The organism is Shewanella sp. 1311, assembly GCF_059338235.1.
Genome location: NZ_CM181686.1, coordinates 2,437,124 through 2,449,602, shown reverse-complemented (window position 1 = coordinate 2,449,602; position 12,479 = coordinate 2,437,124). Strand labels below are relative to the sequence as shown.

13 protein-coding genes are annotated in these 12,479 nt (G+C 48.5%); 12 read left to right on the top strand and 1 reads right to left on the bottom strand.

All coding sequences use genetic code 11. The annotated features are described in order from the left end of the window. Positions 1-52: 52 nt before the first annotated feature. From gspC to AC5YB3_RS10985, 12 genes are all read left to right on the top strand, one after another. Positions 53-982, top strand: a complete 930-nt coding sequence (gene gspC, locus AC5YB3_RS11040; RefSeq protein WP_494527115.1) for a type II secretion system protein GspC — start codon at positions 53-55, stop codon at positions 980-982. Between the two features lie 24 nt (positions 983-1,006). Continuing rightward, complete coding sequence (gspD, locus tag AC5YB3_RS11035) at positions 1,007-3,121, top strand: type II secretion system secretin GspD (protein WP_494527114.1); 2,115 nt, start codon at positions 1,007-1,009, stop codon at positions 3,119-3,121. Further along, a complete protein-coding gene (gene gspE, locus AC5YB3_RS11030; protein ID WP_006083647.1) occupies positions 3,114-4,679 on the top strand; it encodes a type II secretion system ATPase GspE in 1,566 nt (521 codons plus the stop codon). The genes gspD and gspE overlap by 8 nt, the downstream gene beginning before the upstream one ends. Before the next feature lie 3 nt (positions 4,680-4,682). Continuing rightward, positions 4,683-5,906: a type II secretion system inner membrane protein GspF gene (gene gspF, locus AC5YB3_RS11025; RefSeq protein ID WP_006084929.1), complete on the top strand. Its 1,224-nt coding sequence runs from the start codon at positions 4,683-4,685 to the stop codon at positions 5,904-5,906. Between the two features lie 62 nt (positions 5,907-5,968). After that, positions 5,969-6,403 (top strand): type II secretion system major pseudopilin GspG, encoded by a 435-nt coding sequence (gene gspG / locus AC5YB3_RS11020; protein ID WP_006083645.1) that lies wholly within the window; start codon positions 5,969-5,971, stop codon positions 6,401-6,403. A 1-nt stretch (position 6,404) separates the two neighbouring features. After that, complete coding sequence (gene gspH, locus AC5YB3_RS11015; RefSeq protein WP_115335981.1) at positions 6,405-6,980, top strand: type II secretion system minor pseudopilin GspH; 576 nt, start codon at positions 6,405-6,407, stop codon at positions 6,978-6,980. Next, positions 6,967-7,335, top strand: a complete 369-nt coding sequence (gspI, locus tag AC5YB3_RS11010) for a type II secretion system minor pseudopilin GspI (protein ID WP_006083643.1) — start codon at positions 6,967-6,969, stop codon at positions 7,333-7,335. The genes gspH and gspI overlap by 14 nt, the downstream gene beginning before the upstream one ends. Beyond that, positions 7,316-8,089 carry a type II secretion system minor pseudopilin GspJ gene (gspJ, locus tag AC5YB3_RS11005; protein WP_494527113.1) on the top strand — a complete coding sequence of 258 codons (774 nt, stop codon included), beginning with the start codon at positions 7,316-7,318 and terminating at the stop codon, positions 8,087-8,089. The genes gspI and gspJ overlap by 20 nt, the downstream gene beginning before the upstream one ends. Next, positions 8,086-9,084, top strand: coding sequence for a type II secretion system minor pseudopilin GspK (gspK, locus tag AC5YB3_RS11000; RefSeq protein ID WP_011982094.1), 999 nt, complete (start codon positions 8,086-8,088; stop codon positions 9,082-9,084). The genes gspJ and gspK overlap by 4 nt, the downstream gene beginning before the upstream one ends. Before the next feature lie 91 nt (positions 9,085-9,175). Further along, on the top strand, positions 9,176-10,363 hold the full coding sequence (gene gspL, locus AC5YB3_RS10995; protein ID WP_494527112.1) for a type II secretion system protein GspL: 1,188 nt from the start codon (positions 9,176-9,178) through the stop codon (positions 10,361-10,363). Position 10,364: 1 nt separating this feature from the next. Next, positions 10,365-10,841: a type II secretion system protein M gene (locus tag AC5YB3_RS10990; protein WP_300479641.1), complete on the top strand. Its 477-nt coding sequence runs from the start codon at positions 10,365-10,367 to the stop codon at positions 10,839-10,841. 14 nt (positions 10,842-10,855) lie between these two features. Then, on the top strand, positions 10,856-11,617 hold the full coding sequence (locus AC5YB3_RS10985) for a type II secretion system protein N (protein ID WP_011848170.1): 762 nt from the start codon (positions 10,856-10,858) through the stop codon (positions 11,615-11,617). Positions 11,618-11,693: 76 nt separating this feature from the next. Here AC5YB3_RS10985 and yrfG read toward each other — a convergent pair whose 3' ends face one another. Continuing rightward, a complete protein-coding gene (gene yrfG / locus AC5YB3_RS10980) occupies positions 11,694-12,356 on the bottom strand; it encodes a GMP/IMP nucleotidase (RefSeq protein WP_300479647.1) in 663 nt (220 codons plus the stop codon). Between the last annotated feature and the right edge of the window lie 123 nt (positions 12,357-12,479).

Genomic DNA, 12,479 nt, shown 5'->3' with positions numbered 1-12,479 from the left:
GCCTAATTATTATAATCAGAACAGAGACCTGTATCGAGGGTCCACATAAAATATGGATTTATTAGATAAAGTTATCGCAAAAGCCATTGGCATGCCCCATAAACCCCTAAGCCGGATCGTCTTCTGGTTGGGCTTTATTGTGATCATGTTGTTAGCTGCGCAAATTACATGGAAATTAGTGCCTACTAGCTCATCAGCCAGTGCTTGGTCCCCAACGCCCGTAAGCGTGAATGGCAAAGATGTCGGTCAGGTTGATCTCGCAGGTCTGCAGCAGCTTGGACTCTTTGGTAAGGCGGATGCGACATCTGATAAACCTAAAGTCGAAGCAGTCGAGACTGTGACCGACGCACCTAAGACCACACTCTCTATTCAGCTGACTGGGGTTGTCGCATCGACAGCGGACCAAAAAGGCCTCGCAATTATTGAGTCAAACGGCAGCCAAGATACTTATAGCCTCGGCGATAAAATCAAGGGCACATCTGCATCACTCAAAGAAGTCTATGCCGACCGTATCATCATCACTAACGCTGGCCGTTACGAGACCTTAATGCTCGATGGCTTAGTGTACACCAGCCAAAGCCCAGCCAATCAGCAGTTACAACAAGCTAAGAGTAATAAGGCCGGCTCGGCAGTGAGCCGTGTTGATCAACGTAACAATGCCGATATTTCCCAAGAACTCGCCGAATCCCGCACCGAATTGTTAGCCGACCCCAGTAAGATCACCGATTACATTGCCATTTCACCCGTGAGACAGGGTGATTCTGTGGCGGGTTATCGTCTGAATCCGGGTAAAGACGCCAATTTGTTCAAGCAGGCGGGTTTTAAAGCCAATGATTTAGCTAAATCGATTAATGGATACGACTTGACCGTAATGAGTCAGGCGTTAGAAATGATGAGCCAATTATCCGAATTAACCGAAGTATCAATTATGGTTGAACGGGAAGGACAATTGGTTGAAATCATGTTTAGTTTGCCGCAATAACACGCGTTAGAGGAAAGAAAAAGAATGAATAACAAAAGGATTCGACGCAAGCTGATTGCAGGGATTGTTGCGGGTGCAGCCATGTTCTCCTCCCAATTCGCTTGGTCTGAACAGTATGCGGCCAACTTTAAGGGCACGGATATTCAAGAGTTTATCAACATAGTTGGTAAAAACTTGAACAAGACCATCATAGTCGACCCGACGATCCGCGGTAAAATCAACGTTCGCAGTTATGATCTGCTGAACGATGAACAGTATTACCAGTTCTTCCTCAACGTCTTACAAGTCTACGGTTATGCCATCGTCGAGATGGAAAATAACGTCATCAAAGTCATCAAAGACAAAGACGCCAAAACTGCAGCAATCCGAGTGGCTAATGATGCCGAACCTGGGATAGGCGATGAGATGGTCACGCGTATCGTGGCGCTGTATAACACTGAGGCCAAACAATTAGCTCCGCTGTTACGCCAATTAAATGATAACGCGGGTGGCGGTAACGTAGTGAACTACGATCCCTCCAACGTGTTGATGTTGTCTGGTCGTGCTGCTGTGGTGAACAAGTTAGTTGAAATTGTCCGCCGCGTAGATAAACAGGGCGACACCTCAGTACAAGTGGTGCCGTTAGAGTTCGCCTCCGCCGGTGAAATGGTACGAATTATTGATACCCTTTATCGCGCCACGGCTAACCAATCTCAAATGCCAGGCCAAGCGCCGAAAGTGGTCGCCGACGAACGTATCAACGCTGTGGTTGTTAGCGGCGACGAAAAGAGCCGCCAACGTGTGGTTGAGCTCATTCATCGTCTCGATGCCGAGCAAGCCAGTACAGGCAACACTAAAGTGCGTTATTTACGTTATGCCAAGGCCGAAGATTTAGTTGAAGTGCTGACAGGTTTTGCTCAAAAGCTAGAGGGCGATAAAGATCCAAGCGCTCAAGCTGCAGGTGGCAAACGCCGTAATGAAATCAATATTATGGCCCATGCCGAGACCAACGCTTTAGTGATCAGTGCCGAACCCGATCAAATGCGGACTATCGAGAGCGTGATTAATCAGCTCGATATTCGTCGTGCTCAAGTGTTAGTCGAAGCCATTATTGTCGAAGTGGCTGAAGGCGATAACGTTGGTTTTGGGGTGCAATGGGCGTCTAAAGGAGGGCTCGGCACTCAGTTTAATAACTTAGGCCCAACTATCGGTGAGATTGGTGCGGGTGTTTGGGCTGCACAGCCTATCGAGGGGGATCTTGTTTGTTCTGGCACTAATTTAGACAATTGTAAGCGAAATCCAGATAAACAAGGTGATGTTACCTTGCTCGCCCAAGCTTTGGGTAAAGTGAACGGTATGGCATGGGGCGTGGCCATGGGCGACTTTGGTGCCTTAATTCAAGCCGTGTCGAGTGATACTAACTCAAACGTACTGGCGACACCGTCGATTACCACTTTAGATAACCAAGAAGCGTCTTTCATCGTCGGTGATGAAGTGCCTATTCTGACGGGCTCTACCGCCAGTTCGAGCAACAGTAACCCATTCCAAACCGTTGAACGTAAAGAGGTTGGGGTTAAGCTGAAAGTGGTGCCGCAGATCAACGAAGGTAATGCGGTTAAGCTGACGATTGAACAGGAAGTGTCAGGGGTTAACGGTAACACAGGGGTGGATATTTCCTTTGCGACTCGCCGTTTAACCACCACTGTTATGGCTGACTCAGGTCAAATCGTGGTTCTGGGTGGCTTGATCAACGAAGAAGTGCAAGAAAGCATACAGAAAGTGCCATTCTTGGGCGATATCCCCATCATTGGCCACTTATTTAAATCTTCTTCGAGCAAAAAGACCAAGAAAAACCTGATGATCTTCATCAAACCAACCATTATCCGTGATGGCATCACAATGGAAGGGATTGCTGGGCGTAAATATAACTATTTCAGAGCATTACAACTTGAGCAGCAAGAACGTGGCGTGAACTTAATGCCAAATACTAAAGTGCCTGTGTTGGAAGAATGGAATCAATCAGAGTATTTACCGCCAGAAGTTAACGCGATTTTAGAGCGTTATAAAGAAGGCAAAGGTTTAGATACCCAGATGCGCAAAACGGATCCGACCTTAAAGTCACTGGAAGAAAACAAGAATAAAGATAAAACCAATGAGTGAAATACAATTATCCCAAGTCGATGACCTCAGCCAAGTCTCCAATGAGCTAGGTCTGGAAGCTGAAGGTGATGAGGTGTTTCGTTCGAGCAGTAAAGAGCGTTTACCCTTTGCCTTTGCCCATCGCCACGATGTGGTGCTTGCGCCGGGTGAAACGGGCGAGTTGAGCTTGTTTTATACCAGCAAAACACCGTTAACGGCCATGCTCGAAGCACGGCGTTATTCGGGTGTTGATTTGCCTTTGGTTAAGCTTGAAGTCGCTAAGTTTGAGGCCAAACTCACTCAAGCGTATCAGGCTAACTCGTCTGAAGCGCAGCAGTTGATGGAAGATATCGGCAACGAGATGGATTTATTCACCCTTGCCGAAGAGCTGCCGCAGACCGAAGACTTGCTCGAAGGTGATGATGACGCGCCTATCATCAAACTGATTAATGCCTTGTTATCTGAAGCGATTAAAGAAGAAGCGTCGGATATCCACATCGAAACCTACGAGAAACAGCTCGTCGTGCGTTTCCGTATCGATGGTGTGCTCAAGGAAGTCCTCAAGCCAAACCGTAAGCTGTCGTCGCTGTTAGTGTCGCGGATTAAGGTGATGGCGCGCCTCGATATCGCTGAAAAACGTGTGCCGCAGGATGGCCGTATTTCGCTGCGTATCGCAGGTCGTGCCGTGGATGTGCGGGTATCGACCATGCCATCTAGCCATGGCGAGCGCGTCGTGCTGCGTCTGCTGGATAAAAATACCGGTAACCTCGATTTAGAACAATTGGGGATGACCGACGGTATTCGGGTTAAGTTTGAAGATCTTATTCGTCGCCCCCACGGCATCATTCTGGTCACTGGCCCAACGGGTTCGGGTAAAAGTACCACCTTGTATGCGGGTCTGACTGAGATTAATTCAAAAGACACCAACATACTTACTGTAGAAGACCCTATCGAATACGAGCTAGACGGTATCGGTCAAACCCAAGTTAACACTAAGGCTGACATGACCTTCGCCCGAGGTCTGCGCGCGATTTTGCGTCAAGATCCCGATGTGGTGATGATAGGTGAAATCCGTGACTTGGAAACCGCACAAATTGCGGTGCAAGCCTCACTCACTGGTCACATGGTAATTTCAACCCTGCATACCAACACAGCGTCTGGCGCGATTACGCGTTTGCAAGACATGGGCGTTGAGCCATTCCTCGTATCATCGAGTTTGCTGGGCGTGTTGGCGCAACGTTTGATCCGTACCCTTTGTCCAAAATGTAAAATCGAGCACGTGCCCGATGCACGTGAGCGTGAGTTACTGGGCATAGCCGCCGATGACGACAGACGTATTTTCCGTGCCAATGGCTGTAAATCCTGTGGTAACAATGGCTACCGTGGTAGAACGGGTATTCACGAGTTATTGCTGGTTGACGACAATGTACGCGAATTGATCCATGGCGGCCGCGGTGAGTTAGCTATCGAAAAGTATATCCGTCAGTTTGTGCCGAGCATTCGTCACGATGGCATGAGCAAAGTGCTCGCGGGCATCACCACTCTCGAAGAAGTGTTACGTGTGACTCGCGAGGAGTAATTTATGCCAGCATTTGAATATAAGGCACTGGATGCCAAGGGAAAGCAGCTTAAGGGCGTAATCGAGGCGGATACCGCCAGACACGCCCGTAGCCAGTTGCGCGATCAGCGCATGATGCCCTTGGAAATTCTGCCTGTTTCCGAAAAAGAAGCCAAAGCTAAGAGCAGCAGCTTTTCGTTTTTCAAACGGGGTATCTCGGTCGCTGAATTAGCCTTGATCACCCGTCAAATCGCGACCTTAGTGGCTGCGGGTTTACCGATTGAAGAATCCCTCAAGGCCGTTGGTCAGCAATGCGAGAAAGATCGCCTTGCGAGTATGATCATGGCGGTGCGTTCGCGGGTGGTTGAAGGTTACAGTCTGGCCGATTCATTGGCCGAATTTCCGCACATTTTCGATGACTTATATCGTGCCATGGTGGCCTCGGGTGAAAAGTCCGGTCACTTAGAAGTGGTGCTCAATCGGCTGGCGGATTATACCGAGCGACGCCAACAGCTTAAATCTAAGTTGACGCAAGCCATGATTTATCCTGCGGTATTGACCACAGTAGCGATTGGGGTAATTTCCATCCTGTTGGCGGCGGTGGTGCCAAAAGTGGTTGGACAGTTTGAACACATGGGCGCCGAGTTACCGGCTTCGACACGCTTCTTGATTTCGGCCTCTGACTTTGTACAAAACTACGGTGTGTTTGTCGTCATCGCCCTAGTGATGCTGTTCGCACTCTTTCGCCGTATGTTAAAGTCGCCTGCGTTTCGAATGAAGTACGACAATTTTCTATTGAGCATGCCGGTTGTGGGCCGCGTGAGTAAGGGCTTAAATACGGCACGTTTTGCGCGAACCTTAAGTATCTTATCCGCAAGCTCTGTGCCTTTGCTCGACGGTATGCGTATCGCCAGTGAAGTATTGCAGAATGTGCGTGTGCGGGCCGCAGTGGATGATGCGACAGCGCGGGTGCGCGAAGGAACTAGCTTAGGTGCGGCATTGACTAATACTAAGTTGTTTCCGGCAATGATGTTATACATGATTGCCTCGGGCGAAAAGAGTGGTCAGCTTGAGCAAATGTTAGAACGCGCCGCCGATAACCAAGACAGGGAATTCGAGGGTAACGTCAATATAGCGTTAGGGGTATTTGAACCTATGCTGGTGGTGAGTATGGCGTGTGTGGTGCTGTTTATCGTGATGGCGATTCTGCAGCCAATCTTAGCCTTGAATAACTTGATTAGCGGTTAATTTTTGAATTTATGGATTATGACCAAGTCGATTGGCATAGGATTTTTTAGGAGAAGTAGTCGATGCAAATGAACAAGAAACATCAAGGTTTTACCTTACTCGAAGTGATGGTAGTTATCGTTATTTTAGGGATTTTAGCCTCTATGGTGGTCCCTAACTTAATGGGTAACAAAGATAAAGCTGACCAACAAAAAGCGGTATCTGACATAGTCGCGCTCGAAAATGCCTTAGACATGTACAAGTTAGATAACGGCATCTACCCAACGACCGAGCAAGGTTTAGAAGCCTTAGTGCAAAAGCCAACGATTTCACCTGAGCCACGTAATTACCGTGAAGATGGTTATGTAAAACGTCTGCCAGAAGATCCATGGCGCAATAAGTACTTGCTGCTCAGCCCTGGCGAAAACGGCAAGCTAGATATATTCACTGCAGGCCCAGATGGTCAACCAGGTACCGAAGATGACATCGGTAACTGGAATTTACAGAATTTCCAATAAGATGCTAAAGCTGCGCCACGCTGGTTTCACCTTAATGGAGGTGATGCTAGTGATCTTGTTGATGGGACTCACGGCAGCGGCCGTGACTATGTCTATCGGTAACTCGGGCCCACAACAGGCCTTAGATAGAACGGCGCGGCAGTTTATCGCTGCCACTGAAATGGTGCTCGATGAGACCGTTTTGAGTGGCCAATTTATTGGTATTGTGATTGAGAAAACCAGTTATCAGTTTGTTTTTTATAAAGACGGTAAGTGGGAGCCTTTGGATAAAGACAGGCTCTTGTCTGAAAAGCAGATGGAGCCGGGTGTCGTGATGAACTTAGTGCTCGATGGTTTGCCTTTGGTACAAGACGATGAAGAAGACGATTCTTGGTTTGAAGAACCACTGATTGAGCCTTCTGCCGATGACAAGAAGAAGCATCCTGAGCCACAGGTCATGCTATTCCCGAGCGGCGAAATGAGCGCTTTTGAGCTGACGTTTATCACCAAAACTGACAAAGGTCAGCAGGTCGAAGCGTTAGTGGTCGGCGATGCGCTGGGCAGATTAACGATAGGGCGTCCCGATGAAACGCGCTAAGGGCATGACCTTACTCGAAGTGATTGTGGCCCTTGCCGTGTTCTCGATTGCGGCCGTGTCGATCACTAAAAGTTTGGGTGAGCAGATGGCCAACATGCCAATTCTGGAATCGCGTACTTTGGCACAGTGGGTGGCCGATAATCAGATGGTCGATGCCAGACTTGAGCCGCAGTTTCCTGAAATCGGTAAAAAAGAAGGCCAAGTCGAACTTGCAGGAAAGGATTGGTATTGGCGTAAGGAAGTGGTGAAAACCACGGACGATAATTTTCGTATGATCCGGATTAGCGTGAGTGAAGACGAACGATATCAGCGTATTGCAGCACAAGTGAGCAGTTATGTCCTTAAAACTGACTAGTGTGCAGCGGGGATTTACCCTGCTAGAAATGCTGATCGCCATCGCGATTTTCGCCATGATAGGTTTGGCTTCTAATGCCGTGCTCAGCACTGTGCTGACTAACGATGAAGTGACGCGCGCTTTTTCTACTCGGCTTAAGGCCCTGCAGCAAGGCTTTGGTGCGATTGAGCGTGATCTCGCCCAAATGGTGGCGCGCACACCCAGATTACTCGAAGGGGGTCGAGGTTCGACCGTCTTCCAAACGGGCAATGATATCTTAGACTCGGAATCAGAAGCCTTAGTGTTTTACCGTTTAGGTTGGTTAAATCCCGACGGTTTATTACCGCGTGGCAGCTTACAGTCGGTGGCGTATGTGGTACACGAAGGACGACTGGAACGCTGGTATTTTCCTTATCCTGAGCCTGAATTTGGCGCCGAGCCGATTAAGACAGTGGTCATAGATAAAGTATTGTCGGTGGAATATTCCTTCTTTATGGATGACAAATGGGAGCGCAAAGTCGAGGCGACTAAGTTGCCTAAAGCGATCGCCATGGAGATTGAGATTGAAGGCTTAGGCAAGATCCAACGTAAGTTCTTGCTGCCGCTAGGTGCTGCAGCACCTGAAAAGTCTAAGGATGATGATAATAAAGACGAAAATTCAGACGATGCTAACAAAGATAAAAACGACGACGGCAATGGAACCGGCAATGGTTCCGGTGACCCAGATTCTGGCGATTCCGGAGACGGCGATCCAGACGCAGAGGGCCGCGAATGAGAACCCAATCTCGGTCTAAACAGCGCGGCGTTGCACTGATCGTCGTGCTCTTGATTGTGGCTATGGTGGTGATCATCGCGACAAACATCACTGGCCGTAATCAGTTATCTATGCGCCGAACCTTAAACTTGGCCCAGTACGATCAAGCTTATTGGTATGCGATTTCCGCCGAAGAATTGGCGAAGAAGATTTTAAAACAAGATTTAGATGACTCTGAAGGTCGAGTCCACAGGCAACAATATTGGGCCATGGCCGATGTGGTGTTTCCAGCTGAATACGGTGAAATTGCGGGCAAGATCACCGATATGCGTGCCTGTTTCAACTTAAATGCCTTGTCCGCGACCACGAAAGAGGTGGAAAACGGTCAACCTAAGCTGCCCTTGGCGGCGAAGCAATATAAGGCTTTATTGGTGAGTTTAGGGATGGACGACTTTAGTGCGGATCGCCTGACTCAGACCTTAAAGGATTATATCGACGAAGACATGACGGCCAGCCCCTACGGCGCCGAAGATGCTGAATATGAATCGCGTAATGTGCCTTACCGTGCGGCCAATACGCTGATGAATCATCGCAGTGAGTTACGCGCTGTGATGGGATACACCCAAGATATCTATTTGAAACTCTTGCCCTATGTTTGTGTGATCCCAGGCAATGACACGCAATTGCTCAACGTGAATACCGTGGAAGTTGAGCAAGCAGCGCTGTTAGCTGGCATGCTCGATAATCAGATTTCGGTCGGCGAAGCAGAAAGCATTATCAACCAACGCCCCAGCGATGGCTTTGCCAAAATCGAAGATTTTTATGAAAGCTCGTCTATGGGCTCGATCAAGTGGGAAGGTGCCATGAAGTCGAGTTTTGTCATCGATAGCCAATATTTTCTGTTGGCCTCGGGGGCGAAAGTCGATAACGCCGTGTTTAGAATGGAAAGCGTGCTCAAAAAGGGCGGCGGCAACAAAATGGAAGTGCTCACCCGTCAGTTTGGTGGCCAAAAATAATGGCAGTGCTCACCCGGCAGAATCTGGTGGACAAAAATAATAGCAACGAGCTCAGTCACGCTTTCTTGACTGGGACTGGTGGAGAAAAACTGTGAGTGAACGGCTATTTATTCGCTTAGGCAGAACAGCAGAGCAAGCATGCTCTTGGCTCGTTTGGTCTGAGCAAGAACAGGAAATTATCGCCTCTGGCGAGCTCGCCAATGCCCAAGGTTTGTCGACCTTAACTGAGCGTGCGGGTAATCGTCCCGTCGATGTGTTAGTGCCCGCCGCGGCAATGACACTCACTAGCGTGCATTTGCCCGAAAAAGGCCAACGCCAAGCCTTGAAAGCCTTGCCCTTTATGCTCGAAGAAGCTCTAGCTGATGATGTCGATGCCATGCATTTTACCGTCGGCCCGCGTGATGGTGATGCCTTAAGCGTGGTGGCCGTGGCCCATGAGCAAATGCAGACTTGGCTGAGTTGTTTGACCGAGGCGGGTTTAAAAGTGAAGCGCATCGTACCCGACTGCTTAGCCTTACCATTGCAAGAGTGCCAATGGGCGGCAATGAATTTTGGTAATGAACTATTACTGCGTACCGGATTAGCCACGGGCCAGAGTTTACCTTTGCCTTGGTTACCGATTGCGCTGGAACAACTTAGGCCCGCACAGGGCGAAGTGTCTGTCGCCAGTTATACCGACATGCAACTCGAAGGTGTTGAGCTTAAGCCACAATCACTCGAGCTGCCTATGTTAGTGTTAGCCCGCGGTATTTTGCATGCGCCAGTAAACTTACTGAGCGGCGTTTACACGCCTAAGCGTGAATACAGCAAACAGTTGATGATGTGGAAGAGCGCTGCCATCGTTATCGCCATCGCTTGTGTGCTGGCCTTAGTGAATAAAGGGCTGACTATACATCAAGTCAATGGTCAGATTGCCGATCTTAAAGCTCAGAGCGTATCCATTTATCAGCAAGTGGTGCCGGGGAATTCGCGCATTGTTAACCTGCGTTCGCAGATGGAAAGTCAATTACGCGCATTGCAGGGACAGGGCAGTGGTGCCGAGTTTTTTGCTATGCTCGACGGGTTACAGGATGCTTTTAAGCAAGTGCCTGAACTTAAACCTAATAGCCTAAGATTCGAAAGCGCGCGTAATGAGATCCGCATGCAAGTAAGTGCGAAAAACTACGCGCAAATCGAGAAGTTTAAAGAGATCGTTGGTCGTCGTTTCCAACTCGATGGCGGCACTATGAATAGCGGTGAAGATCAAGTCACCAGTACCTTAACCTTGAGGAGCAAATAAGATGGATAATTTGCGGACTTGGTGGCAAGGGCTTGCATCGCGCGAGCAGCAGTTAGTCGGTTTTTGTTCGGTATTCTTAGTCATTGGTATTTTTTATTGGGGTGTTTGGACGCCAATCGCCACTGCCGAAGCCGATGCATTACGTAACCTCACTGCACAGCAACAGACGTTGAACTATGTAAAACAAACGGCGAATAAAATAGCGAGTCTTAAGCAGAACGGTGCTAAACCCGCTATGTCGGGCAGTTTAAGCTCAGTGGTTAACCAAACTGCGGGCAGTTATGGGTTAGTGATTACTCGTATGCAGCCCCAAGGCGATAAGATCCAAGTGTGGATGGACGATGTTCCTTTTGATGCCTTGTTGGGTTATTTGAGTGAGTTAGTGCAGAAAAAAGGACTATCACTCGAAAGTGTTGATTTGGCAGAGGCCGATGCCCCTGGCTATGTCAAAGTTAGACGTATCCAACTGTCGCAATAAATTAAGGTGTAGCTGTGAGTTTGATAAAAAAAGTCATCATAGGCGTACTGATTTATTTAGTATTTTTAGTCGTTCTATTTCCCGCTAAGATTGCGATAGCGTTAGCGCCATTACCTGCCAATATCAGTGTTTCGGGTGTGAGCGGCAGTATTTGGTCTGGCAGCATAGAAACCTTAAGTATGCCGCAACGCCAGTTAGAACAAGTGCGTTGGGATCTCAGCCCTTGGGCCTTGTTGTTAGGTAAAGTGAAAGTTGATTTTCAAGTGGGCAGCCGTGCAACGCCTGTCAGTGCTAAGGGATTAATCTCTTGGTCTATGGGCGGCTTAAGTGCGCAGGGTTTACGTTTCGAAGCGCCAGATAGCTTTTTACTCGGCAATGCAAAACTGCCCTTTAAAACCGAAATCTCCGGTGAAGTCAGCCTATTAGTCGAGACTTTAGAGCAAGGTAAACCTTGGTGCGAGCAGTTGTCTGGTAAGCTGTTTTTGAATCAAACCAACGTTAAAAACCAGTTTGGCAATTATCCACTAGGCAATATCGAACTTGGCCTGAGTTGCGTTGATGGCAAAGCGCAATTAGCCACAGATGAAGCCAAAAACCAGCTCGGTATCGTCGGCACTTTGCAGTTAGACGAAGGCAATATGGTCAAAGTAGCAGCTAAGATTAAAGAAACGGCTGAGCAACCAGAAGATATGCGTAAGTCACTGGGTATGCTAGGTAAACGCGGCAGCGACGGTTATTTCCCTGTGGTATATCAGGGTCGTATTCCTGGGCTATAGCGCTGTTTCAGCGCGATGATAGATCTGCACTATGAATGAAAACGAAGGCACCTTAGGTGCCTTTTTTATTGTCTTTTTATCGTGTTAGATCATTGAGTAGCGAGTGATAGTCGGTAATCGCGGGGAAATCTTGAAAGACTTTGACTGGCTTTTTACTGTCTGGGTTAGCAATCCCTAATTGATGACCCACTCCGGCAAGTTTAGCGGCCTTGAGTATGGGTTCGCTGTCGTCGATAAAGAGACAGCGACTCGGCTCAAGTTGAAACTTTTCAAACAAGGTGAGCCAGAATTGTGGGTGTTCCTTAGGGTAACCCGTCTCGTGGCTGGAGATCATGGCATCGAGCCCTGCGGCCAGCTCGGTATGTTCAAGCTTTAGGGCGAGACTCTTAGGGTGGGCATTGGTCACCAGAATGCGCTGTTTACCCGCAGCGGCTAAGGCCGCTAAAAACGGCATACTGTCTTGGCGCAGCTGAATGCGATCGACCAAAGTGCGATGCAAACCCATAATGTCGAGTTGTAGCTGCTCCTGCCAATAATCGAGGCAGTACCAATCGAGTGTGCCGACGACTTTCTCATAGGCATTTACAACTAACTGCTGCGCTTCGTCCGTGCTCAAACCCCGTTGCCTGCTTAATTCCAGTGGCACTAAACTCAGCCAAAAATGATTATCGAAGTGCAAATCCAATAGCGTGCCGTCCATGTCGAGCAGAACCGTATCGATAGTCTTCCAGTTAAACATTGGGTATTTCCTATTCTTTGCATGATGAACAACGCCTGCGATTGACGCGTGAGCAGGGTGATTTTCAAAGGCTGTCATTATGATTATTCACGCAACTTGTATGCTCATATCTTTGTGCTAGTC